The organism is Saccharothrix violaceirubra, from assembly GCF_014203755.1.
Classification (GTDB): Bacteria; Actinomycetota; Actinomycetes; order Mycobacteriales; family Pseudonocardiaceae; genus Actinosynnema; species Actinosynnema violaceirubrum.
Map to the genome: position 1 here is coordinate 6,872,646 of NZ_JACHJS010000001.1, position 26,818 is coordinate 6,899,463.

Sequence of the window (26,818 nt, forward strand, 5' to 3'; positions counted from 1 at the left end):
CACGTGTTACGTCCGGCCGGCTGTACGCCGCCGAGGGACACCCACTCTCTGTAGGTCCGCTGCCACGACAATCTCGCCGTCGAACACCTCGGCAGCCTCTGTGAAGAACGCCGCCGGATCGGAGTAGCGCTGGGAGAAGTGCGTCAACACGAGCGTCCGCACACCGCACTCCTGGGCCGCCGACGCCGCCTGCCGGGCCGTCAGATGCCCGTGGGCCTGGGCCAACGCCTCGTCCACATGCAGGTAGGTCGACTCGATCACGAGCATGTCCGCGCCGTCGGCCAGCTCGTACACGCCATCGCACAGCCGCGTGTCCATCACGAACGCGAACCGCTGGCCGGGCCGCACGACACTCACCCGATCGAGGAGTGGCGGCGTGAGCGAACGCACGGCCGGTCCGCGCACGCCGTGGCGTTCGAGCAGCTCGGGGATCATGGTCCGGCCGTCCGGCTCGACCAGCCGGTACCCGAACGACGGCAGGGAGTGGTCCAGCGCCCGGGCCTCCAAAGTGCCGAACTTCCCGGTCGCGATCACACCCGCCGACCGCACGGGCACCTCGCGCAGGTCCACGACGTCGTGGAACGCGGTCGCGTGCCGCAGCCGGGAGAAGAACTCGGCGCCGGACTCGGGGTAGTGCGCGAACACCGGGTGCGGCGCGTTGTCCAGCGACAACCGCTGCACGACGCCGGGCACGCCCAGGCAGTGGTCCCCGTGGAAGTGGGTCACGAACAGCCGGGTGACGTCGGACGCCGCCACGCCCGCGCGCAGCATCTGGCGCTGGGTGCCCTCGCCGGGGTCGAACAGGAACCCCTCGTCGTCCCAGCGCAGGAAGTAGCCGTTGTGGTTGCGGGTCCGGGTGGGCACCTGGCTCGCGGTGCCCAGTACGACCAGTTCACGCGGTGACACGTGGCAGAGTCTGCGGCATGGAGAGTCTGCGGGTGGTGTCCTCCTGGCCGGTCGACCACGTGGCGGGTGCCGTGGTGGACGCGGACGGCCGGGTCCTCGGCACGGTCGGCGACGTCGACCGCCGGTTCGCGCTGGCGTCGGTGACGAAGCTGCTCACGTCGTACGCCGTGCTCGTCGCGGTCGAGGAGGGCGCGGTCGAGTGGGACCGGCCCGCGGGTCCCGAGGGCTCGACCGTGCGGCACCTGATCGCGCACACGTCCGGGTACGGGTTCGACTCCCTCCAGGTCCAGGCCGCGCCGGGCACCAAGCGGATCTACTCCAACTCCGGGTTCGCCGTGCTGGCCGAGACCGTCGCGACCGCCGCCGACATCCCGTTCGCCGACTACCTGCGCGAAGCCGTGTTCGCGCCGCTGGGCATGACGTCGTCGAGCCTGGACGGCCCGGCCGGGTCGGGTGCCACGGCCGCGGTCGCCGACCTGGTCCGGTTCGCCGCCGAGGTGCAGAACCCCAAGCTCGTGTCGCCCGAGCTGGTCGCCGAGGCGACGAGCGTGGTGTTCCCCGGTCTGCGCGGCGTGCTGCCCGGCTACGGCTCGCAGCGCGAGAACGACTGGGGTCTGGGGTTCGAGATCCGGGCCGCCAAGTCGCCGCACTGGACCGGCACGACCAGTTCGCCGCGCACCGCCGGGCACTTCGGGCAGAGCGGCACGTTCCTGTGGATCGACCCGGACGTGCGTGCGGCGTGCGTGGTGCTCACCGACCGACCGTTCGGCCAGTGGGCCGTCGAGGCGTGGACGCCGTTCACCGACGGCGTGCTCGCGGAGCTGCGCGGCTGATCACGGCTCGCGCGCGACGCCGACCGTGCGCAGCGAGGTGGTGAACCCGACCCGGAGGTTCACGCCGATCATGGCCGCGTTGGCCGCCGACGTCATGGTCAGCACGCTCCGGGTGGCGGGGTGGTCGTCGACCAGCCACCGGTAGTGGTGCGCCTTGATCCAGCCGCCGACGCCCCGGCGCCGGTGGTCGGTCCGGACCACGGTGTCGGACTGGATCGCCACGTCGCGCCGGTAGGACCGCACGCGCAGTTCGCTGAACGCGACGATCTCGCCGGTTTCTTCGTGGACGGCGGCGACCACGCGGATCTCGTCGCCCAGCCCGCGCTGGGCCTGCTCGTGTCGACGGACCTTCGCCACGGTCCATTGCGGCTGCGTGTAGCCGGAATCGCCCGAAGGCGCGTCCCCCATCAGGCCGCGGACGTCGGCGTAGGACTCGACGACGTCGTCCGGTGCCGCGTCGACCCAGCGGACGATGCGGTAGCCGGCGGGCGCGGGCACTTCCCAGAGCGTGCGGTCGACGTGCCCGAGGTCCAGCGTCTGGATCACCGCGCGGTGCACGGTCCGGAAGCCCCTGGCCAGCGCCGCGGCCTCGCCCGGACCGCCTTCGACGACCTGCGGGTTCTCGGCGGACGTGCGGCCGAGCCCACGCAGGACGGCGGCCATCGCGTCGAACAGCGCCGTACCGATGCCTCGACCGCGGAAGTCCGGGTGCACGCGCACGTTGAACAGCGCGAGGTGCCGGTTCGCCTCCTCCTCGGGCAACTGGATCTGCGCGACGCCGACCACGGTCCCGTCCACCCGGGCGACCCAGTACCGCACCGGCCCCACCCGGCCGGGCGGTCCGGTGAGCCTGGCGGCGGTCTCCTCGTAGGTGGGCGGCGGCATCCCGGGCTCGTCCGCGACCCGGACCGCGTGGGCGACCTCGTAGTAGCCGGCCAGATCGGATGGCGTGGCGGCAGACGGCTCGAACTCCTCGACGTTCATGATTCCCCCCGGTCTTTCCCGATCCTGCCGGCTCACCCTCGGATCCGGACGACGATCTGCCCGTGCGGCAGGCCCAGGCGCACCGACTCGATCGCCTCGGGCACGAGGTCGAACGACATGACCTCGCCAACCACGGGCCGCACCGCGCCGGACTCGATCAACGCCTTGATCGCCCCCAGGTCGTCCAGACTGTCCTTGTGCACCAGGGGTTTCATCGTCACGCCGAGGAAGGGGGCAGCGATCGCCGCCCGCAACCACCGGTCCGTGCCCATGAACCAACGCCCACCGACGCCGCCGACGAGCACGGCCGTACCGCGCGGCTTGAGCACGTCGCGGCACTGTCGAACGGAGGGCACGCCGAACACGTCGAGCAGGACGTCGAAACCCCGTCCCGCGTAAGCGAATTCCCGGTAGTCGAGGACGTGGTCGGCGCCGAGCCCACGCACCAGGTCTGCCTTGCGCGGACTGCACAGGGCGGTCACCTCGGCCCCGGCGGCTTTGGCGAACTGCACGGCATAGGTGCCGACGCCACCGGACGCCCCGGAAACGAGCACGTGCTTGCCGTCCACGTTGCCGACTTTTACGGCCTGGAACGCGGTGAAGGCCGCGATGGGCCCGCCGGCCGCGTCGTCGAGCGACAGGTTCACGGGTTTGGTGACGAGCTGGGTCTCCGGCACCGCCACGTACTCGGCGAAGGTGCCCGCCGCCCACCCGAACACCTGGTCCCCGACGGCCAACGTCCGCACCCCGTGGCCGATGCCCTCGACCGTGCCGGACAGTTCGAGACCGAAGACCCGGTTGCGGGGCCGTCGTAGCCCGATGCCGGGGCGGGCCGCGTAGGGCAGACCTCTGGCGAGATGCCAGTCCGTGCCGGTGATCGGCACGGCGTGGACGCGCACCAACACCTCGCCGGGCCCAGCGGCGGGTTTGTCGACTTCGAGGTAGCGGAACACCTCGACCGGGTCGCCGTACCGCTCGTGGACGATCGCCCTCATGCACCCTCCCGACTTCGGATGTCAAGAATTCTTGACATCTCCAGTGTCAGCCGAACACGACACCAAGTCAAGAAAACTTGACACCGACAACGTATGCGGGCCCACCTGGAACAGCGACCACCAAGATCAACGACCCGACGACGCCCAGGGTGACGACCGACCACGGCGGCCGAAGCGACCCGACGGATCCGGCCTACACAAAGAGACCGCACGACAAAACAGGCCCCGTTCCGAAAATCGAAACGGGGCCTGACTGCTGCGCGCTCGGCAGGATTCGAACCTGCAACCTTCTGATCCGTAGTCAGATGCTCTATCCGTTGAGCTACGAGCGCATCGTTCTTCAGTTGTCACCCTACCGGAGTGGGTGTTGCGGAGGCTCCGGGATTTGAACCCGGGATGGGCGGTAAACCCAAACCGCATTAGCAGTGCGGCGCCATAGACCAGACTAGGCGAAGCCTCCCGGAGCCCCTCGGCTACGACGCATAGGTTACACAGGTACCCCACCTCCAAGCAAAACGCCCCCCTCCCACCCACGTTTGCCCTGCTCAAGGGGCGAATTCGGGGATCAAGAGGGGCGTTCACCGGGGGTTCACGCGACCACAAGTGATCGACGTCTCAACGCCCGAGCGCGAGGAACGGGTCCAATGCGGCCGGGTTGCGCAGGGCGTCCCTGCTCACCGCCCGCTCGGGCGGGGTGCCGGCCAGGATCTTCTTCACCGGGACCTCGCACTTCTTTCCGTTGAGGGTTCTCGGGATCTCCTCGACGACCACGAAGCGGTTCGGCACGTGCCTCGGCGACAGCTGGGTGCGCAGTTCCCGCTTCAGGTCCGGTTCGACGTCCGCCAGCGTCACTCCGTCGAGCACGACGAAGCACAGCAGTTCGCCGTCCGGGTTCGCGGCGCCCGACGTGTCGATCACCAGGGAGTCCGCCACCCCCTCGATCCCCTCCACCACCCGATAGAACTCGCTCGTCCCCATGCGCACGCCGCCGCGGTTCAACGTCGAGTCGCTGCGGCCGTAGATCACCGCGGACCCGCGCGGCGTGATGCGGATCCAGTCGCCGTGCCGCCACACGCCCGGGAAGTCGTCGAAGTACGCCTCACGCAGCCGTGTGCCGTCGTCGTCACCCCAGAAGAACACCGGCATGGACGGCATGGGCTTGGTGATCACCAGTTCGCCCACCTCGTCGACGACCGGCCGGCCGTCCTCCGAGTACGCGTGCACGGACGCGCCCAGCGCCCGGCACGACAGCTCGCCCTCCCACACCGGCAGGTCCGGCGCCGCGGCCACGAATGCCGTGCACAGGTCCGTCCCACCGGACACCGAGGCGATCTGCACGTCCCCGCCGATCGCCGACGCGATCCAGCGGAACCCCTCGGGCGAGAGCGGCGCGCCGGTCGACCCCACCACGCGCAACGCAGTCAGGTCGTACCGCTTGGCCGGTTCCAGCCCCTCCTTCAGGCACGACTGGATGTACGGCGCGGACGTGCCGAAGTAGGTCGCCCGGTGCTGCTCGGCCAGGTGCCACAGGACGTTCAGGTCCGGGTAGGCCGGGCTGCCGTCGAACAACACGACCGTGGTGCCCACGAGCAGCCCGGAGACGAGGTAGTTCCACATCATCCAGCCGGTGGTGGTGAACCAGAAGAACCGGTCCCCCGGCCCCAGGTCGCTGTGCAGGGCCAGCATCTTCAGGTGTTCCAGCACGATGCCGCCGTGGCCCTGGACGATGCCCTTCGGCAGGCCCGTCGTGCCCGACGAGTACAGGACCCACAGCGGGTGGTCGAACGGCACCGGCTCGAACGACAGCGGCACGTCCGGCACGGGCAGCTCGTCCCACGCCACGACGCCGGGCAGCGTGCCGCCCGTGTAGTCGATCAGCACGGTGGCGCGCAGCGACGGGATCTCCGCGCGCAACGCCTCCACGACCGGTCGCACGTCGAAGCCGCGCCCGTTGTACCGGTAGCCGTCCACGGCGATCAGCGCGACCGGCTCGATCTGGGCGAACCGGTCGGTGATGGCGCGTGCGCCGAAGTCCGGCGAGCACGACGACCACACCGCGCCCAGCGACGCCACGGCCAGGAACGCGATCAGCGCCTCCGGCGAGTTCGGCACCAGCGCCACCACGCGGTCGCCGCGACCGACGCCCAGCCCGGCCAGCCCGGCACGCACGCCGGCGACGCGTTCCCGCAGTTGCGCGTACGTGAGCTGCGACGACACCCCGTCCTCACGGTGGAACACGACGGCCAGCTCGTCCGTGTCGTGGCGCAACGCGTGCTCGGCGTAGTTCAGCGTCGCGCCCGGGAACCAGGACGCGCCGGGCATCGCGTCGGACGCCAGCACCGCCTCGGGCGGGGTGTGGAACGAGACCTCGAAGTACTCGGCGATCGCGCCCCAGAACCCGGCCAGATCGGTCGTCGACCACTCCCACAGCGCCGGGTAGTCGGGGAACTCCAGCCCCTTCGTCGTGCCAAGCCAGGAGCGGAACGAGACCATGCGGCTGTCGGAGACCCGATCGGGGTCCGGACGCCACAGCGGCTCTGCCTCGCCGGCGGCGGCGCCGGCTCGTGTGTCGGTCATACCTGGAGTTCCTAGCCGATCCGACGGCCGCGAACCACAGTCGTCCGGCTAGCCGCGGCTCACGGAACCGATCAGGGACTCCACGGCGGACACCAGCCGCGGTGGGTCGACCGGCGCGACGACCAGCCACTGCCGGTCGCGGCGCAGCAGGTAGCGGCCGTCGGCCGTGTCCAGCCAGGACAGCGCCGCGCCACGCACGTTGTGCAGGTAGCCGTTGCGGTTGCGGGCGATGAGACCCACCTGGCCGCCGCCCTGCCGGGTCGTCACGATGCGCATCAGCGTCTTCATCTCGGGTTCCCGCATGCCCAGCCGGCGCAACGTGTCGAGGAACCCCTCGGGACCGTCGGTCTCGCCCGCGCGCACCGCCGCCAGGTAGTCGTCCCAGCGCACGTTGAGCGAACGCCCGGCGCCCGGCGACACGCGTGGCAGCGTGTTCACCGTCGTGTACGCCAGCGAGGAGGGCGGGAAGCCGCTGAGCTGCACGACGTCGCCCAGTCGACCGGCGAACGCGCCGTGCCACGCGGCCGTGGCGAGGCCGCGCGCGAGACCGCCGGCCTGGTTGTTGAACACCACTTCGAGGCCGACCTGGAACTCGGCCAGTCCGCGCAGCAGCCCGTACAGATCCTCGTCCGGACGCTGCACGGTGCCGTAGCCGCGCTGGTAGAGGTCGCGCGAGGCGACCTCCTCCAGGCTGCGGCGGTCGGCTTCGGTGAACCCGTAGTGCCTGGTGCCGAGGGGTACCGGCGGGCCGCCGCGGTGCGCTGCCTGCCACAGCAGGAAGAACTCCGCGGCGCTCAACCGGAACACCCGCTCGGTCACAGTCCGATCACCGGGGGCGCGGCCTTGCGGTCGACGCCGAACACGTTGTCCTCCTCCTCCAGGTAGTCCGGCCGGTTGCGGTCGCGGTCCTCGGAGTTGCCGCCGGCCACGGGCGGCGGTGCGGCCATCGGCGTCGCGCCGATCATGCCCGCGTGCGGTGTCACGGTCTTGGGCGACTGGAAGTGGCTGGTCGTGCTGCCCGGGTGGGCCGGGGGCCGGTCGGCGAGCGCACCCGTCGACCCGCCGACGCCGGGCGTGAAGCCCACGTCACCGGCGGCGCCACCACCGCCGCCGAACGCGGCGAGCGGCGAGGGCAGGTGCCCGCCGTACCCGCCGCCACCGCCGGCTCCGCCGCCGAACCCGCCCGAGCCACGGCCGGTCTGGGCCGTGGTCGTGCCGGACGGGACGTCGGGGTGGCCCGGCTTCGGCGGGACGACGTCGCCGCCGCCACCGCTGCCGGGCTGCTGGATCGGACCGACGCCCACCGGGGGTGTCGGTCGCGGGCCGGATGTCGGCGGCTCCGGCGGCGCCGCGAACGACGGCACCGTGCGGTCCACCTCGTACGAGTTCTGCTGGAACATCGCCATGACGTCGGCTGCCTGGCGGTGTGCGCTGTCGGCCTCCACCACGGAGTCGACGACCGGGCCCGCGATCGTGTCCGCGCCGGTGAACGGGCTGCGCGCGTCCGTGGCCGGGTTGAGCGCGCGCGCCTGGTCCACCTGCTTCACCTGGGAGATGCCGTCGACGGGCGTCACGACCGGCGGGGTGGGCACCGGCGCGGGCATGAGCCGCCGGGCGGTCTGCACGTGCTCGATCTCGGAGCCGATGCACTTGGCGACGTTGTCCGCGTGGTCGCCGGTGGTCATGGCCCACTTCTCGACCGAGGCCAGCGCGATGCGCGCGTCCTCGGCGGCCTTGCCCTGCCACGCCCTGGTGGACTTGACGACCGCTTCCTTGAGCAGGTCCTGCACCTCGACGAGCGCCTTGCGGATGCCGTCCCAGTTGACCTGGGCGGTGCTCGCGCTCTGGAGGTCGACGCCGGTGTGGATCATGTCGTAGAGCTGCTGGTGCGAGTACACCATCCAGTTGCAGTTCTCGCCGAGGTTCGGCGCGTTCGTCGTCTTGGGGTCCGATCCGGCCATCAGAACTGTCCTCCCCCGGCGCGACGGATCTCGTCGGCGGTGTCGTCGTCGGCTTGGCCGAGAGTGGCCGCGGCGCGCTCGATGGACTGCTGGACCTCGCTCAGCACGTTGCTGAACCGCGCGATCACCGACAGGGCCGACTGGTCGTCGCCCACCGCGACCGCGTGCAGCCGCTTGCTGATCGTGTGGCCGACCCAGTTGTTGCCGAACTGGAGCTGCACGTCGAGCTGCGGGATCGCGTCCTTGCGGACCGACTCGACCTTCCCGACCGCCTCCGCGATGACCTTCAGCATGGTGTCGAACTCGGCGCGGTCGACGACGACGTGGTCCGGCTTGGGGCTTTCGACGTTGCCCGGCTGGGCTTCGCCGCCGGAGTTCGGCGGCACCTTCGGGCCGGTGTCGCCGGGCTTCTCCTGGCCGGTGTCGTCCCGACCGGACTTGTCGTCGGGCTTGGACCCGTCGGGGTCCGGCTTGGACCGGTCCGGCGTGGAGTCGCCGGGTGCGGGGTCGCCCGGCTTCGGGTCACCCGGCTTCGGGTCACCGAGGACCGGGCCGCCGGGCGTGGTGTCGGGGTTCGTACCGCCGGCGTCCGGCTTGGACGCGCCCGGATCGGTCGGTTGGCCGGGCTTGGTCGAGTCCGGGTCGGATGGTGCGGGTGCCTGGCCGTCGGGCGTGGACGGCTGGGTGGGCTGCGACCCCGGCGTCGGCGGCTGCGGTGCCTGGTCCTGCGGCGTCCCGTTCTGCGGCGTCCCGGTCTGGGGAGGCACGTCGTTCTGCGGCACGTCGTTCTGCGGCGTCCCGTTCTGCGGACTCCCGTTCTGGGGAGCTTGCGGCGTGCCCGGCAACGGCGCACCCGACGTCGGGGCACCGGCATCGGGCGTCGCGGGCAGCGTCGGGTCGACGGCCGGGGTGCCCGGGTCGGCGGGCGTGCCCGGTTGGCCCGCCTGGGGCAGGTCGGACGGCGTGATCGTCACGGTCGCGTCGGACGGCGGCGTGAAGGTCACCGTCGCGTCCGGCGTCTGCGGCGGCGTCACCACCACCGTGGCGTCCGGCGGCGGCTGGATCTGCACGGTCTGCGTCGGCGCCGACTCCACGTGCGACACCGGAACCGGCACGAAACCCGGACCGCCGGAGAAACCCGACCCCAGGGTGACGGTCGGTGAGGGGTCGGCCGAGTACGGGAGAGAGCCGACCGAGTGCACCGCGGTGGCGCCGTCGATCGGTGCCGCCCCGGCAGGTGGCACCCGTCCCGCATGGGGAAAGGGTGTCGGCTGTGCCAGTGGAACCTTGTACCCGTCGCTCATCACTACCCCCTGCACTGCGGTGTTTCGCCGCAGCCACGCCGTGCGTTACCCGGCCGCGTCGTCGCGGACGCTCTCCTTAGATGTACCGGGTGGGTCCGACGGTTCCAACCCTCCGCGAAGGGGATCGGCACCTCCGCACAGGGGATGCGGCGCCGGGATCAGCGCAGATGCGCGTCGAACCAGTTCAACGCCCGTTGCCACGCCTCGGCACCCGCCGCGGGCGACGCGTCGAACCGGTGGCCGGTGTCGGGGAACCGGACCACGTCGGTCACCACCGACGCGGTCTCCGCCGCGTCACGCAGCTTCTCGACCTCGACGACGGGCACCTCGTCGCCGTACAGGCCCAGCCACGGGCACGCCAGCTCGGGCGCGATCTCCAGTAGCGCGGGCAGCCCGGCGGACAGCGGCTGCACGATGCCACCGCCACCCACGGTGACCGCCGCGCCGATGCTTCGGCTTGCCGCAACCACCATCGCGACCGATCCGCCCAGGTCGAAACCCATCACGCCGAGCTGGTCGCGGCTCACGCCCCGTTGTTCCAGCCACAGGAACGCGACGTCGGTGTCGTTGAGGACGGCCTCGCCGGACAGCGCGCCGACGCGGGCGCCCACCTCCTCGCCCGCCACCTCGTCGCCGTCGCCCGGGTAGAGGTGCGGCGCGACCGCCAACCACCCCTCGCCAGCCAGGCCGGACACGAGGCGGCGCACCTCGTCGGTGACACCGCGGGCCTCGTGGAGCACCACGAGACCACCGCGCACGGCGTTCTCCGGCTCGGCGACCGTCAGCCGCAGCTCCCTGCCGTCGGTGAGCGAAAGCGTCTCCGTGCGGGTCGGTGTCATGGCGACACCCTTCCATGAGGGGGTTAACACCAGTCAACGTGAGCTATCGGACCTCCGGTATGACCCGTTCGGCCCTGGAACGGCTAACGTCCAGGTCAGAACCGGAAGGAGTCCTCGCATGACCGTGCGAACCCGTGCCGACCTCTCGTCGTTGCCCGGCTACGTGCCCGGCCGTTCCATCCCGGGCGCGATCAAGCTGGCCAGCAACGAGGTGTCCGCCGGACCGCTGCCGAGCGTGGTGCGGGCGATCGCGGACGCGGCCACCGCCGTGAACCGCTACCCCGACACCGCGGCCACCGACCTCGTGGCGCGGCTCGGCGACAAACTCGGTGTGCCGAACGAGCAGATCGCGGTCGGCTGCGGGTCCGTGACCCTCTGCCAGCAGTTGATCCAGTCGACGTGCACCGAGGCCGACGAGGTCGTGTTCCCCTGGCGCTCGTTCGAGGCGTACCCGATCCTCACGTCCGTCGTGGGCGCCGCGGGCAGCCGCGTGCCGCTCACCGCCGGGCACGGGCTCGACCTGGACGCGATGGCGGACGCGCTGACCGAGCGGACCCGGCTGGTGTTCGTGTGCAACCCCAACAACCCCACGGGGACGGCGTTGCGCACCGAGGAGATCGAGCGGTTCATCGACCGCGTGCCCGAAGACGTGCTGGTCGTGATCGACGAGGCGTACAAGGAGTTCGTCGACGACCCGCACGTGCCCGACGGCGTCGAGCTGGCCAAGACGCAGTGGGCGCGCGGGCGGGACAACGTGGCCGTGCTGCGGACGTTCTCCAAGGCGTACGGGCTGGCGGGGCTGCGCGTGGGGTACGCGGTGGCGTCGCCCGCGGTGGCCGAGACGCTGCGCAAGGTCTACGTGCCGTTCAGCGTGAACGCGTTGGCGCAGGCGGCGGCGATCGCGTCGTTGGACGCCGAGGACGAGCTGCTGGTGCGCTGCCGGGCGATCGTGGCCGAGCGCGGGCGGGTGCGGTCGGAGCTGATCGCGGCGGGCTACGAGGTGCCGGTGTCGCAGGCGAACTTCGTGTGGCTGCCGTTGGGTGCGCGGACCGACGCGTTCAACGAGCACTGCCTGGCGCACAAGGTGGTCGTGCGGGCGTTCAGCGGGGACGGCGCGCGCGTCACGATCGGCGAGGTGGACGAGAACGACGCGTTCCTGGCCGCGGCGAAGGCGTTCAGCGGCTGAGCATCTGGACGATGGCCACGACTCCCACCACGACGATGACCGCGCGCAGCGCGGCGGGTGGGAGTCGGCGGCCGACCCTCGCGCCGAGCTGACCGCCGACCACGGAACCGGCCGCGAGCAACGCGACGGCGAGCCAGTCCACGTCGGCGATGAACACGAAGACCAGTCCGGCGACGAGGTTGACGAACGCGGTGAGCAGGTTCTTGAGGGCGTTCATGCGTTGCAGGTGCTCGTTCATGAGCACGCCCATGAGCCCCATGACCAGGACGCCTTGCGCGGCACCGAAGTAGCCGCCGTAGATGCCGGCGAAGAAGATCCCGGCCCAGAGCACGAGGCCGCCGTTCGCCGGCCGGTGGACCTCGGCGAGCCGGCGGTTGAGCCAGGGCTGGACCACGACCAGGACCAGGGCGATCGCGATCAGGACGGGGACGATCGCGGCGAACGCGTCGTCGGGCAGGTTCACGAGCAGGACGGCGCCCACGACGCCGCCGAGGAGCGAGGCGGGCAGCAGGCGGGCGATCCGGGGTTTCTGCCCGGCCAGTTCGCGCCGGTAGCCCCAGGCGCCGCTGAGCGAGCCGGGCACGAGCCCGAGGCTGTTGGACACGTTGGCCGTGATGGGCGGCAACCCGACCGCGAGCAGGACCGGGAACGTCACCAGCGTGCCGGACCCGACGATGGTGTTGATGCCGCCCGCGAACACGCCCGCGAGGACGACGAACACCGCCTCGACCGTGGACACTCCCGCCACCCCCTTTGGTTAGCGACGCTAACACTTCTCAGGGGCGGGGCGGACGGCGTCCGGTTTCGGACCGACTCGCTCTCGGAGTCCCGTTGCGCGTGGGAGCCACCCGGTCCGGACGTCGACCGGCCCGTCGACCGTGATCGTGCCGCCGGCGAGGAGGACCGGGCTTCGGGCAGCCCGGTACCGGACGCGTCCGCGACCCGACCGGACATGAATTTGATTACGATGAAATCGACGTGGAACGGCGCGATCCGCGACCTCACTCATTCGGCAGCCGCTGAACGGGTGGAATGGGCAGAATCCCCGATTTCCTCGACCGCCATCGTTACCCTGGAGCCGAGGATTCAATCGAGGTGGCAAAACAGAGGAGAGAACCGTTGAATATCCGAAGGGTTCTGGTAAAAGCTGCCGGAATTTCTGCGGCGGGAATGCTCGTCTTCGTCCCGGTCGCTTCCGCCGATGTCCACGCGCTGGGCGCGGTCTACCAGGGTGACGACTACGCCTGGTCGAACGGGTCCGACGTCGAAGTCTGCGACAGGGAGGCGGACGGTCACGGCGTCTACGGGGAATTCAACCTCAGCGGAGGCTCCAAGGCGACTGTTCGCGATACGAACGGCTCGGCGAGCGGCTGCGGGACGAACAGGTTCAACGGGGTCCGGACCTTCCGCGTCTGCGAAGTCCTGAACAACCTGCCGGATCCGTGCTCCAGTTGGGGATCGCCCTGACCCCGGGCAGTCGGCCGGCAGCGTCGCGTGGCCGAGTCCGCACATGACCGCCATTGCCGCCGAAGGCGCCCTCCTTCGGCCGGACAAAGCCGACAGGCACAAAACGACGCAGCGGAGCCCCGGTCACCGTGCACGGCGACCGGGGCTCCGGCCCGCGGAAGTGGAGGGATTTGAACCCCCGGACGGTTTCCCGTCTCCCGCTTTCAAGCTGAGCGCTAGCGAGCACTGTGCCCACCTGGCGATACGCAGGTTAGCAGCGAGCGCAAGTCGCCCAAGCGCGTGCACTGGGTTCGATCTTGGTGGAGATGCCCCGAGGCCGTCAGGTGGTCACCCCGGGGGACGGCGCCCGACCCAACGGAGAGACCCGGACATACCTTCCGGACCGTGAATGACCGAGGGGGCGCCCACGCCGGGCGCCCCCTCGGTCATTCACGGTTCAGTCCTGATCGTGTTGGACGGCGATGAAGCGCTCGACCGCGGCCGAGTTGAACCGGAGCACAGGACCGTCGGGGTTCTTGCTGTCGCGGATCGCGGTCGCGTTGATCAGCTTCGCCAGCTCAACGCAGTTGGCGGACCCGTTCTGACTGCGGCTGCTCTTGCGCCAGGTGGCGGAGAGCAACTCGGGGTCACGCTTCACGGTGCCTGCTCCGAACTGTGGATCTTGGTGAGTTGGTCGAGCCGTTCGAGGGACACGTCAGGGGACAACGCCGCACGCTGGGCTCGGTCGAAGGCAAGTGTATAGACCTCGGTGTGCGGCGGGCGATCGTAAAACTCGGACGACGTGAGCGCCTCGACGTAGACGAACGTCACCGCAGGGTCGCCGAGGTGGATCAAGTTGAACCAGGTACCGAGCGCGAGGTGCGCGCCAGCATCGAACGGCAGTAGGTGGAACTCGACGTTGGGACGCTGCGCAAGGTCTCGAATGTGGTTGATCTGCCCCCGCATCACAGCGGCGCCGCCCACCTGTCGACGCAACGCCGACTCGCTGAGCACGATGGTTAGGCGTGGCGCGCCTGGCTCGACAAGTCTGCGCTGCCGCTCCACCCGGCCAGTGACGGCGAGGTCGATCTCGTTGGGCGCGAGCAGGCCGCCCTCGGTGAGGATAGCGCGGGCGTAGTCCTCAGTTTGAAGGTTGCCCGGTAGCAGCTCCTCGACGTAGACCTTCAGGTGCGAGGCTGCTGCCTCCAGCGCCACGTACGTCAGAGCGAAGTCGGCCACGAACTCGGGACCGGGGTCGCGCTTCCGCGCCTGCACGCCGAGGGCGACCACCTTGTCGCGCTCGTGCTCATCAAGTCGGTAGAGGTCGGCGAGGGTGGTCACCTCGGTTGGCGCGAGCTTGCGTTTACCGCTCTCGACCAATCCGACCTTCTGCACGTACGACCAGCCGAGCGTCTCGGCTACGTCGCTGACGTCCAAGCCCGCGCGCTCGCGGTAGGTACGGAGCAGCGCGCCCAACTCGATCCGTCGTGCCAGCGGTGGCGGGTTGGCCATCGGTTCGTCCTCTCCGTGCTCGTCGTGAGCGTCGGTAGCTGTACCGGCACCACGTTCGCACGCGCAACTACACCCGAAGGAGAGGGTTCCAACTGTCACGTGACAGTTGTAGCGTGACAGTAGGGACGGTGATGACTGTTTCAGTGCAGTAGATCACTAGGCGTTGGTCAGGCCCAAATGGCCTAACGCAGCGCTCGTCCGTTCGACCCGGGATCGGCGACCCTGCGCTAGCTGGTCGCCGGTCTCGGCCCACGCCAGGTGGGGCGATGGCGAGAGAAGGAGGTCGCAAGGCATGGCAGGCCAGTACCTAGCCGCTGGGCTTACGGCGTTGGTGTTTCTCGGCAGGCTCGCGGCTCACCTCTACGACTGGTGGCTGTACTCCAAGTGCACCGGGCGGCGCGGATGAGCGAGCACCCTCTCGTCGCGCGTCTACTGGCGGCCGGTTTCAGCGTTCACCCTCAACTCGACAGGCACGGATACGACACGGGACTTCTGTTCGTGCGCCGCTCGCCGCGAGGGTTCGAAGTGCTTAGCGCATGGGACGACGACTACGCGCTCGCGACTTCCCTCCCGGAATCGCGCGACTGGTCGAACCCGTTTGCTTCCTCGGGAACGGAGACTACCGGCGAAACGACGTTCGCCGCTGCGGTCGAGTTCCTACTGTCCGCCAAGCACGCCGCGGTCGAAGGTGACTGGTTTGACGGGGGCAGCGATGTCCAGCAGTAACGATGCGCTGCGTGCTCTCAATGATCACGGGTTTCAATATGTCATAGGGCCGGGTTATACCTCAAACGGCAAAGAGATTCCATTTACCTTGCTTTACGTTCGCGCCTGGGGAGAGGCCCCGTTTATCGACCTTGTACACCTGCGAGCGGAAGATGACGCAACGGCGTTGCGGGTCGCATCGAACGGGCCAAACCCGAATCTCTTCGCGCGCGACAACATTGTGTGGAGCAGCCGGGACGGCGGCGATTTGGTCGAGGTGGTCACCGATCTTCTCGCCGTACCTAAGCCCGGCGAGCCTCACGCCCCAACTCTTCAAGTGAGAGAACCTAGCCGTATGTGGCTCCCCGAACAATCGAAGTCAAACGGCGAGATCATCTCTTACCCTAATACGATCAACAGTTAGCAACCGGGGGGATCACGTGCTCTACTACTGGCCGATTGCCGCCACGATAGCAATCGTCTTGGTGACACTTGGCGCTTTGATCTACTACCTGCGCCGCTCAACCGGACAACACGGGAACCCCAACGGTGCCGCATTCACGGTTGAAGACGCTCAGCAACAGGCCGCTCCCAAGGGACGCGGTCAGCCGAACGACGTTCAGCACCGACCAAGCACCTTATGGTCAAGTGGTGAAACCTCGCAGCGCGTCGAGCAGGTCATCGCGGACGACGACCTTTCGATGCTGGTGCGTCGATACGTTCTACACGCCGAGGCGCGGCGCGACGCGCTCGCCGGCGCGTGGCACTCGGCGGGTACGGGCGCGAGTCGCTCGATCGTCGAACCAGTTGCAGCCTGACACGCAAAAATCGACATTCAGGTGTTTTCACCCGAGTGTCCCCCTGATCAGCCCTGGGGCGACCCGGGGTGAAGAGAGAAAATGATGCGTCCTGACAGGGCGCAGAAGGGAGTACGCGACGTGATGATCGACGTTGTGGAGAGCTTCAACGACGTGTTCGAGGGATCGCCGTTGATCTCGGTGCAGGCGACGGAGTACCACAAGATCCCCGGTTCGTCCGACACCCGCAGCAAGTACGACGAGATCTGATCGGCTCATTCCGGGGGGCGGGCGATTTGTCCGCCCCCCGGCGCCTGTCTGGGAGTGAAAATGCTCAAACTCTGTTTACGGATGCCGCCCGGTGCCGAATGGCGCTGGAATGGTGAACACTGGTCGGACGGGGTGAGCACGATCCGTCCCTATGCGCACCCCATGCTCGAACACGCGGCCGTCACCGACGGTGTGTCGACGTTCGTCGTTGTCCGAGAGCGCGCTCGCCAGGTGGCCGGATTCGGCGCGGCCGACGTGTTCACCACCGCCGACACCCCGACCTACTTGCGCTTGCTCGACGAGATCAAGGCATGGCCGCTCGACTTCGTGCTGATCGAGTGCACCCCGCCGGATGGCTATCGCATCACGTCCGGCACGTGGGGCACAGCGCCGCTATACCTGACCGATGCCGGGGAACGGCTTCGGGGATCGTGGTCCCTGCCTGATCTCCGACAACAGTTCAGCCTCGACGCGCTCGACGAGCGCTCAGTCGCCCGATTGCTGACCGAGCGCACCCGCTACGCACGCGAGACCCTGTTTCGGGGGGTCTACATGCTGACCGAGCGGGCGCACGCCACTTACGGCGACGACGGGCTCGTAATGCACTACCCCGCACCCGCCGAACACGCCTCACCCCGCGAGATACGCCACGACGTCGACGTTGTCGAGGTCTACCGGCGAGTGCTGTCCGATGCGGTATACGCGCGTCCGTTCGAGCCGCAGACGGCCGCGGTCGAGCTGTCCGGCGGGATGGACTCGGCATCGGTGGCTGTCGCACTCGCCGAGCAGCACCGCGGCGAGGTGCTCTCCTACGCGCTCGCCATCGGGGGCGAGGCAGGCGAGCAGCAGCTCCGGCGCCGGGCCGAGATGCTGCTCTATCTCGGGTTCCCCGACCTGACCGTCGACGCGCTGCCGCTGGCACCACTCAACCCCGACGGCGCACGAGCCCGCGGGCTGTTCGTCGAGCCCGGCGCCGAGCCCTATCACGAGGCGGTCGGCACCATCCTCGCCGCAGCACGTGGGCAGGGCGTTCGGACGGTCTTCACCGGCGACGGGGGCGACGAGCTGCTCAGCCTGCGCGGTGACGAATGGGCATCGGTCGGCAAGGTGCGCGGCCGGTTCTCCGACCACGAGCGGTTGCCCCCGTGGCTGGGCCGCCGCACGGCCGACCAGCTCGACGCCGTCGATGACGATCTCGCACCGCCGACGGTGATCAACGAGGCGACCCTGCTCGGGTTCGCTTTGCGTTCTCCGCAGTTCCTCGACGCGGGAATCTGGCCGGTGTCGCCGTTGTGTTCACCGCGGTTGATCCGGTTCGCCGAACAGCTTCCGGTGTCGTGGCGGGTCGACAAGCACATCTGCCGCGAGCGGTTCCACCGGATTGGGTTCTCCCATGACGCGAGGTACCCCCACCTTCGGGAGAACTTCCGGCATGTCATGGGCGCTGGACTGCGCGAGTACGGTATGCCGTTGCTCGCGGAGCTGTTGGCCGAGGCGGTTACTGTCGACCTCGGGTTCGTCGACGGCGACGCGCTGCGCGCGGCGTTGGAACGGTGGAAGCACGGCGAACAGGTCGACATGAAGGTCTTTCCCGTTCTCTCGCTCGAACTGGCGCTACGGGCGATGACGGCTCACAGGGGCGAACGGGAGGGCGCATTGTGTACGTGATCCGGCCAGCCGAACCGAGGGACCGCGACGGCGTCGCCGAACTTGTGCGCACCCGTGCGGAGTGGATGCGTGATCAGGGGCTCGGCCGGTGGCGAGGGTGGGTGAGTTCGGCCGAGCACCTTGCCGACCAGGTGACCGAACCCGACTGGCCGGTATGGGTACTCGTCGACGATGGGCTACTGCTCGGCATCACCACGACCGACGACACGCCTGCGCTCGGGTGGACCGACCAAGAACGCGCCGAGTCGGCGATCTTCCTGCAATCCACGGTGACCCACCCGACGCGCGCGGGCGCAGGGCTCGGGATGGTCGTTGCCTTCTGGGCGCTCGATCGGGCTGCGCGCCGCGGGCAACAGTGGGTGCGCCGGGGCGTGCTCAGCGACAGTGAGGGTGGAAACCTCGGCCTGGTGCGTTACTACCGACGCCAAGGCTGGCGTGTGGTTCGGGCGGTGCCCCACCCGCGCAAGCCGGGCGAAATCACCGTGTGGTCGCTTGCTCGCCCGGCCGGGAGGCAGCCCGACCTCGTGGACATCGTGACCGAGGTCGAGCACGACGACGAGCTGCGGACGCGTCTTGCCTCTGCCTAACCGGGCTACAACGCGAACAGCGCCCCCGCACCCGATGAAGGGTGCGGGGGCGCTGTTGGCAGACGAGCATCAGCCGGTCTGGGCTGCGGTAGCGGTGGGATTTGAACCCACGGAGGTTTCACCCTCGCACGTTTTCAAGACGTGTCCCTTAGGCCGCTCGGGCACGCTACCTCGCCCAAGAGCCTAGCCGACTACGGTCGTCGGCGAGCGTGAGATCAGCCGTCCGACGGCGGTCGGGTGCCGGGGTAGATGGGCGGCTTGGCTGAGCCGAGCAGGACCCGGGTCAGCCAGTCGGGCAGCCTGGCCTCGATCTTGCGGGCGATGGGGTAGACCACACCGACCAGGACCGGGACGACGAGCAGCTCGGCGGCGCCGCCGAGCGCGTTGGTGAGGTAGTCGGGGGCGCCGAGGCTGATCAGCCAGGCGACCAGCGCGGACCACGCGACCGGAACCACAGTGCGTAGCCATGCGATGAAACGATCGGACATGCTTCCTCCACAGGTGGGGACAAGGGTGGGGATAACTCGAACGCACGTTCGAGTAGGCGCGGTTTGCGCTGTTCAGGTGTGGTCGCGCTCATCGGGCGATCGGTCGCAGGCGAGTCGTACGAACCACCTCGGACGCCGTTCGGCCACGTAGTCCGGTGAGGTGACGCGTGCAATCCACTGGTCGAAGGCCGCGCGCGTTCCGGACGACCACCGACGGAGTGCGGATACGGGATGGGGCATCGGCTGTCCTAGTCGCGTTGGGCGAGTTCGATGTCAGCGGCGCGCATCTCGGCCTCGGTTCGGCCGAGCCAACGCCACGTGTGAGCGGCAAGCGCAACGAGCGCCAGGGCGAGCGCGACGGTGAGTAGGCGCACGGACTCAGCCGCCGAGCAGTCGACGCCAGGTGGCCGGACCGGCGATGCCGTCGGCGACGAGCCCGGCGGCGCGCTGCATGTGCTTGACGCGCGTCTCGGTCGCTGGCCCGAAATCGCCGTCGACGACCAGCCGCGGCAACGCCGGATACCAGGCGTTGAGGATGCGCTGTAGCTCCGACACGGCTGGTCCCTTGGAACCACGCCGGACGGTGGATCGCTGTCCCGGCGTCGGTGGCTTGGGACCTGTGCCGTTCGCGATGCTCCACCCTTGGGACGAGTCGTAGCCGCCCGCAGCCAACGACACCGAGACATGGGTGTGGGAGGTGTGCGGGTTGCTTCCCGTGTAGGTACGCCATGCCCACCCGGACACGGGCGAGGCGATGCGGCGCGCGGAGATCACGTAGGAACCGGCGCCCAACGCAGGGTGTCCGGTCAGGCCGAGGTTGCGCACGTGCTCGGCGATCCACAGCCCGATCTCTGTGTTGACGCCCGTCCCTGCGTCGACGTCATAGGCGCGGACCACACCTACGCCTGCGGCGTCTTTCACCCACGGGTTGTGGTCCGAGTTCGACGCTGCGTGCGCGGCGTCGCCGATCCAGCCGTCGGAAGCGTGGTCCCGGTTGGGCCATCGGGCGTTGACCTCGTCGCGAAACACCATGAGTGAGCGTGCCAGTCGGTAGGCCATCAATTCACCTCCTGGTTGCTCATGTGGTTCTGAGGGGATTTGTCCTCAGTTGAAGCGAACGCGCTTATTTCCACGGGAATGGGCGCTGCGTCGTCCTCGAATATCTCGACGGGAAGCTGGTCGTCAATCACGGATTCCTCTTTGCTGGAAATGGAAATACGATTCGATTCGGAAAATGGACGCGTGAGTTCGACCCCCGCTATGGGGTTTGGTAGAAGTCGAGCTAGTTGGTTATGGCCGAGGCGAGTTGTTCGCGGTAGCGCGCCCGTTCGATCGCGATGTCGTCGACGTCGGCCAGGACCAGGGCGCGCAGGGCGGCGAACCCGGCATCGTCAACGATGGTCACTTCGCCTTTGACCTCGGCGACCTCAGCGTCGCGGATCTTGCGAGCCTTGGCCTTCAAACGGTCTGCCTCTGCGTCGACTTGATCGACGTCGTCGGCGAGAGTCCTCGCGTGGCTGGCATCGAGCCCGTCGACAAGTCGCGACCGCTTGTACTCCGCAACTGCTTGCGCCTGCTGTGCCTGCACGGCAAACGTCAGCGATGGTTCGGGCACAAACGTCGGGGCGGAGGGTCCGCGGTAGCCATGTAGGCGCCAGTCGAGCACGCGCAACGGGTCGTCAACTCCGTACATCTCCATGTCGGCGGCGACCGCCGAGCGTGGCAACACGTATAGCTCGACGCCCTGCGGCGACTGTTGCAAAACCCGGTAACACGGGCCGAGGCCCTGCTCGTCAGAGACGGCAACGCCGATTATCGAGATTTGCACGTCAGGCACTCCTGATGATCAGCCAGTGGATGTCGATCTCAGCGCCCTTGGACCAGTTGAATTGAAACCCGCGATTATCCCAACGGGACACCCCCCATGTGACGCCATCTTGCGGTGCGCCGGTGACGATTGTGCAATGAGGAACCGGGGCACCCTCGGTGATCGTCGATCCAAAGTCGATACGAATCGAGTAGGCTCCAGGGTTGACGTGGGTCACCCCAAACCCGAGCATTCGCGTACTCGACATTCCTCGCGGGAGAATCCCGTCGATAAAGAGCTTTCCGTCGCCGGGCGCGTTCAACGATGCCGAGGTGTTGACGTCGCCGTATTGCTTACCAAGGAACCAGGAACCGCCCTTCCGCATGATCAGGTCGGTCCGCCCGGACGAGTTGCCGACCGCCTCGGCCGAGAACGACCACAGCGTCCCGTCTTCGCGGCCGTGCACGGTCGGCTCGAACCCGGGTGATCCGGCCATGCCTTGGAACACGACGCCCGGGTACGCGCCGAAGACGTTCGAGGACACCACGGCACGCACACCGCTCGTGCCCGTGCGCAACGTTCCGGCGACGTCGGCGGCTCCGGTACTGGCCGAAATGGACACGGTGCGGGTGCCCGCGCTGTTCCACGCCTGCAAGCCGCTCGCGTCGAGCTGCACGCGCGGGTTGGTCGCCGCGGTGCGCAGCGTGGCGCCGGTGATGGTCTTGCCGTCGATCGCGGTCGCGGCGATCTTGTCGGCCGTGATCGCGTTCGCCCGGATCGCCGAGGCCGTGATCGCGCCGGCGGCGAGCTGGTCGGCGGTGACGCTGTTGGCGAGAATGGCGTCGCCACGGATGACGGTCCCGATGACGTCGCCCTCGACAAGAGGGCGAGTAGAGATCGTGGCCGAGGCGGACACGGCCGAGGCGTTCCCGGAGCGGTCGACCGCGACGAACCGAAAGGTGCGCGGGCTGTTGTAGGGCTGGTTCGTGACGACGATCGACCCGGCGCCTTCCATCTGGTTGATTCGGGTCGGTCCGGTGCCGGGGTCCATGCTCACGTCGAGGTGGGAGAAGTCCGGCGGCATCGACTCGCCTGCGGCACCACGGCCGTTCCACTCGACGTGGATCACGCCGAGCCGGGTCGACAGGATCGGCGTCGAGGGGGTCGGGGGTGCCTCGGCGTCGGCGGCGATCCTGACCGCGTAGGCGTTCGACCAGGGGCCGATCACCCCGGCGCGGCTGATCGCGCGGACCTTGAACGCCCATTCGGTGCCCACGTCGTAGGGGCTCGCGGTGACGGTGTTGTCCGGGTGTTGGGTGTCGGTGAGCTTCGCCCACGCCAACGCGACGATGTTCGGCCGCTGGTACAGCTCGTATCCGGCGACCTCGATCGCGGTCCCGTCGGTGGCGGTGCCGACCGTGCCCCACGTGGCGGTGACCTGCCCGCGGGCGGCGCCGTCTGAGTCGAGGTAGGCGTCGGTGTCGACGATCAGCCCGGCGGGTGCGGCGGGCGAGCGCGGGTCGGGGCCTTCCGGGGCGGGGCGGGCGCCCGATCCGCCGTCGGCGGTCGAGCCTCCGACGATGCCCGCGGTGCGTTTGGCGAGGCGTAGGTCGCGCTCGATCAGTCGGTCGTTGAGCACGAGGTTTCCGCCGAGCGTGCCCGCCTGGTCGCGGGTGAGGGTGACCTGCCGGACGCGCAGCACTGAGCGGGCGCCGGTGTCGCCGGGGGCGAGCACGTAGTCACCGGGTCGGTAGTCGCGCCAGGGCAGCCGGGCGGCGAGGGTGAAGTCGACGCCGCGGGTGACCTGCACCCGCTCGCGCCCGGTACGGCCGAGTTCGGCCTCGGCGAGCAGGCGCATGGTCCCCTCGTCGCGCACCCCGCCTTGGGTGATGAACCCCTCGAACCTGCCCCAAGGCGTCGGGGCGTCCGGGTTGACCAGTTCGAGCCGGGCGGCGCCCTCGCCCTTGACGTAGACAGCCGAGGCGAGGTCTTCGAGCGTGCCGGTGTCGGGAGCGTCGACGACGTCGCGGCCGAGACGCAGCTCGACCGGGTACGGGCCGGTGGCGAGGTTGCGGGCGAGCGCGGTGTCGGCGTTGAACACCCGCAGGGTCCGGCCGCTGGTGGTCCAGTCGACGACGCCCTGCTCGGCGAGGTTGTCGAGCACGGCGAGCACGTCGATACCGGGCTCGTAGGCGATCGTGAGCACCTTCGCCCAGCGTTGACCGGCGCTGTCGACGCTCGGTGTGAAGTCGATCGCGAGCCCCGGCAGGGCACCACGGGCGCGTGCCTCGGCGATCAGGGTCGCGAGGATCGTTCCGGCGGTCGCGGACAGAAACGGGCGCTTGCCCTCGGCGTTGTCGCGCACGGAGGGGAACAGCCGGGCTTTGCGCAGCAACCAGGCGTAGGCGGGCAGCTCGAACGAGCGGGTGCCGGTCGGGTCGGTGATGTTGCCGCTGCGCTTGATCCGCAGGAACCGGGCGCCGTCGACCTCGGTCCACCGGTCGTCGGTGGGGTCGTAGGTCTCGACCGCGACCTCGACCGGCGCGGCGAGCAGCTCGGCGCCCGGTGCCTGCGCGGCGTAGGCCAGGCGCAGCGAGCCGACGTCGTCGAGCGGTATGCCGACCTCGACCGACGTCGCGCCGGGCAGCAAACCCAGTCGCGGCCCGTTGGGCGCATACGCCATGAGCCGCACGTCGAACCCGCTCACCGTTCACCCCCAGGTGGTCAGAGGAAGGCTCGGCGGGCGCGCATCTCGATCAGCGTCGCCGAGCTGGTTCCGGTGCCCCCGATGAGCACCTGCACACCACGGTCGTGCGCGGATGTCACCGGAACCGGGGTGAAGGTCAACCAGCCGCGCGCCGACCCGGGTCCGCCGTTGGTGATGCGGCCGGTGGCGCCCGCGCTGGTGCCGTCCCACGCGATCGACGCGGCCTCGTGCGCGTCCAACCGTCCGCAGTGGATACGCAGTTGCCGCCCGGCGTCGAGGGTGCCCGGGTAGGACACCCACGAGTCGGTGAGCGAGTCGGCGATGCGTAGATCGCTGATGGGGCCGGTGATCCGCCACACCGTGTCCGACACCGGGGCGGTCGATCCGTCCAGGGTGGTCACCCGTTCCGGGAAACCGGGTTCCGGGGTCGACCACACCCGCGCCGCGACGTCGCGCCAGAACGCACCGGGGATACGGGCGATAACGGCCAGGCGGGCGCGGGCGGCGCCGACCCACATCTGCGGTTCCGATGCCGCGGTGACTGTGGCCTCGGCGGCGACCTCGGCGACAGTGGGCGCCGGGCGGTAGCGCAGTTCGAGCATTCTGTGCCGCACCCCGAACAGCCCGTAGAGCGCGGCGAGGTTGGCGTCGAGCCCGGCGGCGCCCTGGTCGATGCCGGTCGGGCTCGCGCCGGTGATGCCGAGCGTGAGCCCGATCGTGGTCGCCTCGACGTCGGCGCCGACGAGCGGCAGCTCGCCCGGGCGACCGGGGATGACCACCGACGCAGCCCGCGCCCCGGGTAGCGGCCGGACCTGGGTCGCGGCGAGCAGCTTCCAGCACCCCGCGGGGTGGTCGAGCGGCACACCGTCGACGGTGTAGGTCGCCACTAGATCACCCCCAACGCGCCCGCGTACTGCAACGACCGGTTGACCGTGGTCGAGGTCGGTTCGGCCTGCGGGTAGTGGTTGGTCACGTGCACCACCGGTCCGCCGCTACCGAGGTGCGGGTCGAACGTCGAGAGTCCGCTCGCCCAGTCCGAACCGGCGGGCGCGGCCAGGCGCGGCGCCGGAATGACGGTCTTGGGGATGGGCGGCAGCGCGGCCATGTCGAGGAACGCCCGGTCGACCTTGCCGGACATGCGGCCGAGCCCGACGACCAGGCCCTCACCGACGTAGCGACCTGCCTCGGCGGCAAGCCGGGACGGCGAGTTGATCCCGAAGAACGACAGCACCGAATCCCAAGCCGCCTTGACCAGGCCGAGCAGCTTGTCGCGGATCGCACCCGCGAGCGAGCCAAAGCCGTTGATCAAGCCGCGCACGATGTTCGCGCCGGTGTCGTAGAGCAGGCGGCCCAGGTCGCCGAGCGCGTCGAGGATGCGCTGCGGCACACCACGCACCCACGCGACCGCGTCCGACCAACGGTCCACAATGGAGTCTTTGACTCGCACGAACCACGCGCCAACCCGGCCCGGCAGCTCACCGAGCCAGCCCACAGCGTCGAGCACCCACCGAACCGCCGTGCGGACGCCCGAGACGATCGAGTCCCAATGCTTGATGATCAAGCCCGGCAGCGACCAATTGAGGAACAGGTCGACGAGGAACTCGGCGGCGCCGCGGACGATCCCGACAATCCAGTCCCATGTGGACTTTCCGACGTCGACGAGCCAACGCCAGGCGGCGCCAACGGCCGCAGTGATCGTGTCCCAGTTGGTGACGATCAGCGTCGCCAGAACGACCGTCGCCGCGATGAGCAGTGCCCAAGGGTTCGCCGAGCTGATTACGTTCAGCACGCGCACGGCCGTCGAGACGACCCCGAACGCCTGAGCGGCGGCGTAGAGCCCGATGCCCAGCGGGCCTAGCCAGCCGATATTTTCCGACAGAAAACCGGCCAGTCCCAACAGAAGTGGCCCGGCCAGGGTCAGTGCCGTGACCAAAGTGGACCCGACCTGCGTTGCCAGTTGCGCAAAAGCCGGTGCCAGAGTGACGACCAGCGGCGCGAGTTGGCGCAGCGCGACCAGCAGAACCGAGGTCACGGTCGAGGACACGGTGCCGAGCAGTTCGCCGAGCGCGGCAAGGGCCTGTTGTCCCTCGAACGATTCGAGGAACTCTCGTACCCCGCCGGTGACCCGTAGCAGCGTGTCGAGCAGGGAGGCGCCGCCGGTGTCGAACGCGCCGAACACGCTGCGCGCGATAGCCAACAGGTTGCCGAACACCTTGCCCAAGTCGCCCAGCGTCGACAGTCCAGACGAGATCCACTCGCGTAGTCGTCCGCTCTCACGCGCCGCGCGTACGAACTCCGCGGCGCGCTGCGCGGCGTCACCAAACCCGCCCGACAGGTTCGGGAGAAACTCCGAGCCGACGGCGACCAGATCGAGCAGGATCGACACCAACGCCGGAAGGGCCGAGGTCGTGTTGCCGATCGCCTGCCGGACCTGGCCGAAAATGCCGCTGACGGTCTGGACCTGCTGCGATTGGCCTAGGAACGCACCTGTGCCGCGCGCGGCGGTGTTGAACTCCGCTGTGATGCCGGACAGCCCTGTTTTCAGCACGGGCAGGTAGGCGCCGCCCAGTTCGCGCACCTCGTCGGCGACCCCGGCGAACAGCGCGTCTTGCGTCGCCCGCTGGACGTCCTTCCACGCGGGTGCCAGGTCGCGGACGGCGAGCGCGGTCTGTCGCGCCGCGGGGGAGAGCTTGTCGAGGCTCTCGGCGAATGCCGCAGGGTCGTCGACCGCGGCGAGCGCGTCGCCGAACCCGGTCATGCCGACCTGTGCGGCGAACATGCCGACCTTAACCGCTACGCCGAGCGCGGGCAGAAGGGCGAGCGCGCCGCCCATCGCGACCACGGTCGGGACCGCGCCCTGCACGGTGGAGATCGCGCCCGCAACCTTGGTGATCGACAGCGCGAGCCCGACGAACGCCTGCCCCGCCCGGTCACCTGCCGACCGGGCGCGCTCACCGAGCTTGTCGAGGTCTCCCGCCGAGTCGCGGGCGACGCGCGCGAGCGTCGCCCGCGCTTCGCCGAGCCCGCGTCGCCACGCCGAGGCGTCGACACGTAGATAGCCGACAAGCTCGCCGATAGTGAGCGCCATCGGGAATCACCCCCGGTCGCGCTGCTCAGACGCCGGTTAGCGGCGTGACCGGGGGTGATCGGGTGGCATGAGCGAGCGAGCGAGCCTCGATTCGCAGGACAGCAGTCCGACGATGCGGGTGCGCAGCCAGCGCCACGTGCGGTCGCGCAAGATGCCGG

Annotated in this window: 26 protein-coding genes and 3 tRNA genes; 9 read left to right on the forward strand and 20 right to left on the reverse strand. The window is 69.4% G+C overall.

Annotation, left to right across the window (positions count from 1 at the left end; translation table 11 throughout):
• Positions 1-6 precede the first annotated feature (6 nt).
• Positions 7-906, reverse strand: a complete 900-nt coding sequence (locus F4559_RS31760) for a ribonuclease Z (protein ID WP_184674766.1) — start codon at positions 904-906, stop codon at positions 7-9.
• A gap of 17 nt (positions 907-923) precedes the next feature.
• On the opposite strand from F4559_RS31760, the gene F4559_RS31765 reads away from it, so the two are divergent.
• A complete protein-coding gene (locus F4559_RS31765; RefSeq protein WP_184674767.1) occupies positions 924-1,739 on the forward strand; it encodes a serine hydrolase domain-containing protein in 816 nt (271 codons plus the stop codon).
• Here the strand turns inward: F4559_RS31765 and F4559_RS31770 are convergent, their stop codons facing one another.
• From F4559_RS31770 to F4559_RS31810, 9 genes are all read right to left on the reverse strand, one after another.
• A complete protein-coding gene (locus F4559_RS31770; RefSeq protein WP_184674768.1) occupies positions 1,740-2,723 on the reverse strand; it encodes a GNAT family N-acetyltransferase in 984 nt (327 codons plus the stop codon).
• 32 nt (positions 2,724-2,755) lie between these two features.
• On the reverse strand, positions 2,756-3,718 hold the full coding sequence (locus F4559_RS31775) for an NAD(P)-dependent alcohol dehydrogenase (RefSeq protein WP_184674769.1): 963 nt from the start codon (positions 3,716-3,718) through the stop codon (positions 2,756-2,758).
• A gap of 259 nt (positions 3,719-3,977) precedes the next feature.
• Positions 3,978-4,050 (reverse strand) — tRNA-Arg (locus tag F4559_RS31780).
• 38 nt (positions 4,051-4,088) lie between these two features.
• Positions 4,089-4,178: transfer RNA gene (locus tag F4559_RS31785), tRNA-Ser, on the reverse strand.
• 155 nt (positions 4,179-4,333) lie between these two features.
• Positions 4,334-6,295: an acetoacetate--CoA ligase gene (locus tag F4559_RS31790; RefSeq protein WP_184674770.1), complete on the reverse strand. Its 1,962-nt coding sequence runs from the start codon at positions 6,293-6,295 to the stop codon at positions 4,334-4,336.
• A 48-nt stretch (positions 6,296-6,343) separates the two neighbouring features.
• Positions 6,344-7,114, reverse strand: a complete 771-nt coding sequence (locus F4559_RS31795) for an ESX secretion-associated protein EspG (RefSeq protein ID WP_184674771.1) — start codon at positions 7,112-7,114, stop codon at positions 6,344-6,346.
• Positions 7,111-8,256, reverse strand: coding sequence for a PPE domain-containing protein (locus tag F4559_RS31800; protein ID WP_184674772.1), 1,146 nt, complete (start codon positions 8,254-8,256; stop codon positions 7,111-7,113). Before F4559_RS31800 ends, F4559_RS31795 begins: the two co-directional genes overlap by 4 nt.
• Positions 8,256-9,560 (reverse strand): hypothetical protein, encoded by a 1,305-nt coding sequence (locus tag F4559_RS31805; protein ID WP_184674773.1) that lies wholly within the window; start codon positions 9,558-9,560, stop codon positions 8,256-8,258. The genes F4559_RS31800 and F4559_RS31805 overlap by 1 nt, the downstream gene beginning before the upstream one ends.
• A 158-nt stretch (positions 9,561-9,718) precedes the next feature.
• On the reverse strand, positions 9,719-10,399 hold the full coding sequence (locus F4559_RS31810; RefSeq protein WP_184674774.1) for a dienelactone hydrolase family protein: 681 nt from the start codon (positions 10,397-10,399) through the stop codon (positions 9,719-9,721).
• 118 nt (positions 10,400-10,517) lie between these two features.
• Between F4559_RS31810 and hisC the strand changes: the two genes are divergently transcribed.
• The gene (hisC, locus tag F4559_RS31815; protein WP_184674775.1) at positions 10,518-11,585 is read left to right on the forward strand and encodes a histidinol-phosphate transaminase; all 1,068 of its coding nucleotides are present in this window, start codon (positions 10,518-10,520) and stop codon (positions 11,583-11,585) included.
• Here the strand turns inward: hisC and F4559_RS31820 are convergent.
• Positions 11,575-12,324 (reverse strand): sulfite exporter TauE/SafE family protein, encoded by a 750-nt coding sequence (locus F4559_RS31820; RefSeq protein WP_184674776.1) that lies wholly within the window; start codon positions 12,322-12,324, stop codon positions 11,575-11,577. The two genes, hisC and F4559_RS31820, sit on opposite strands and share 11 nt — an antisense overlap.
• A gap of 293 nt (positions 12,325-12,617) precedes the next feature.
• Between F4559_RS31820 and F4559_RS31825 the strand changes: the two genes are divergently transcribed.
• The gene (locus F4559_RS31825; RefSeq protein ID WP_184674777.1) at positions 12,618-13,052 is read left to right on the forward strand and encodes a hypothetical protein; all 435 of its coding nucleotides are present in this window, start codon (positions 12,618-12,620) and stop codon (positions 13,050-13,052) included.
• 436 nt (positions 13,053-13,488) lie between these two features.
• Here F4559_RS31825 and F4559_RS31830 read toward each other — a convergent pair whose 3' ends face one another.
• Both F4559_RS31830 and F4559_RS31835 read right to left on the reverse strand, forming a co-directional pair.
• A complete protein-coding gene (locus F4559_RS31830) occupies positions 13,489-13,689 on the reverse strand; it encodes a DUF397 domain-containing protein (RefSeq protein WP_184674778.1) in 201 nt (66 codons plus the stop codon).
• Positions 13,686-14,543, reverse strand: a complete 858-nt coding sequence (locus F4559_RS31835) for a helix-turn-helix domain-containing protein (RefSeq protein ID WP_184674779.1) — start codon at positions 14,541-14,543, stop codon at positions 13,686-13,688. Before F4559_RS31835 ends, F4559_RS31830 begins: the two co-directional genes overlap by 4 nt.
• 402 nt (positions 14,544-14,945) lie before the next feature.
• Here F4559_RS31835 and F4559_RS31840 point away from each other — a divergent pair, with 402 nt between their 5' ends.
• The 6 genes from F4559_RS31840 to F4559_RS31860 all read left to right on the forward strand — a co-directional run bounded on the left by F4559_RS31840 (position 14,946) and on the right by F4559_RS31860 (position 18,570).
• Positions 14,946-15,269 carry a hypothetical protein gene (locus F4559_RS31840; protein WP_184674780.1) on the forward strand — a complete coding sequence of 108 codons (324 nt, stop codon included), beginning with the start codon at positions 14,946-14,948 and terminating at the stop codon, positions 15,267-15,269.
• Positions 15,256-15,672, forward strand: coding sequence for a hypothetical protein (locus tag F4559_RS31845; protein ID WP_184674781.1), 417 nt, complete (start codon positions 15,256-15,258; stop codon positions 15,670-15,672). Before F4559_RS31840 ends, F4559_RS31845 begins: the two co-directional genes overlap by 14 nt.
• 16 nt (positions 15,673-15,688) lie before the next feature.
• On the forward strand, positions 15,689-16,066 hold the full coding sequence (locus tag F4559_RS31850; RefSeq protein ID WP_184674782.1) for a hypothetical protein: 378 nt from the start codon (positions 15,689-15,691) through the stop codon (positions 16,064-16,066).
• Between the two features lie 123 nt (positions 16,067-16,189).
• On the forward strand, positions 16,190-16,315 hold the full coding sequence (locus F4559_RS36155; protein ID WP_281386384.1) for a hypothetical protein: 126 nt from the start codon (positions 16,190-16,192) through the stop codon (positions 16,313-16,315).
• Positions 16,316-16,375: 60 nt separating this feature from the next.
• The gene (locus tag F4559_RS31855; protein ID WP_184674783.1) at positions 16,376-17,983 is read left to right on the forward strand and encodes an asparagine synthase-related protein; all 1,608 of its coding nucleotides are present in this window, start codon (positions 16,376-16,378) and stop codon (positions 17,981-17,983) included.
• 101 nt (positions 17,984-18,084) lie between these two features.
• Positions 18,085-18,570, forward strand: coding sequence for a GNAT family N-acetyltransferase (locus F4559_RS31860; RefSeq protein ID WP_184674784.1), 486 nt, complete (start codon positions 18,085-18,087; stop codon positions 18,568-18,570).
• A gap of 86 nt (positions 18,571-18,656) precedes the next feature.
• On the opposite strand, the gene F4559_RS31865 is transcribed toward F4559_RS31860, so the two are convergent.
• The 7 genes from F4559_RS31865 to F4559_RS31895 all read right to left on the reverse strand — a co-directional run bounded on the left by F4559_RS31865 (position 18,657) and on the right by F4559_RS31895 (position 26,660).
• Positions 18,657-18,741: transfer RNA gene (locus F4559_RS31865), tRNA-Ser, on the reverse strand.
• 44 nt (positions 18,742-18,785) lie between these two features.
• Positions 18,786-19,058: a hypothetical protein gene (locus F4559_RS31870; RefSeq protein ID WP_184674785.1), complete on the reverse strand. Its 273-nt coding sequence runs from the start codon at positions 19,056-19,058 to the stop codon at positions 18,786-18,788.
• A 378-nt stretch (positions 19,059-19,436) separates the two neighbouring features.
• On the reverse strand, positions 19,437-20,117 hold the full coding sequence (locus tag F4559_RS31875; protein WP_184674786.1) for a peptidoglycan-binding domain-containing protein: 681 nt from the start codon (positions 20,115-20,117) through the stop codon (positions 19,437-19,439).
• 223 nt (positions 20,118-20,340) lie between these two features.
• Positions 20,341-20,886, reverse strand: coding sequence for a hypothetical protein (locus F4559_RS31880; protein WP_184674787.1), 546 nt, complete (start codon positions 20,884-20,886; stop codon positions 20,341-20,343).
• Position 20,887: 1 nt separating this feature from the next.
• Positions 20,888-23,572 carry a phage tail protein gene (locus F4559_RS31885; RefSeq protein WP_184674788.1) on the reverse strand — a complete coding sequence of 895 codons (2,685 nt, stop codon included), beginning with the start codon at positions 23,570-23,572 and terminating at the stop codon, positions 20,888-20,890.
• 17 nt (positions 23,573-23,589) lie between these two features.
• A complete protein-coding gene (locus F4559_RS31890) occupies positions 23,590-24,459 on the reverse strand; it encodes an immunoglobulin domain-containing protein (protein ID WP_184674789.1) in 870 nt (289 codons plus the stop codon).
• The gene (locus tag F4559_RS31895; RefSeq protein ID WP_184674790.1) at positions 24,459-26,660 is read right to left on the reverse strand and encodes a phage tail protein; all 2,202 of its coding nucleotides are present in this window, start codon (positions 26,658-26,660) and stop codon (positions 24,459-24,461) included. The genes F4559_RS31890 and F4559_RS31895 overlap by 1 nt, the downstream gene beginning before the upstream one ends.
• Positions 26,661-26,818 lie beyond the last annotated feature (158 nt).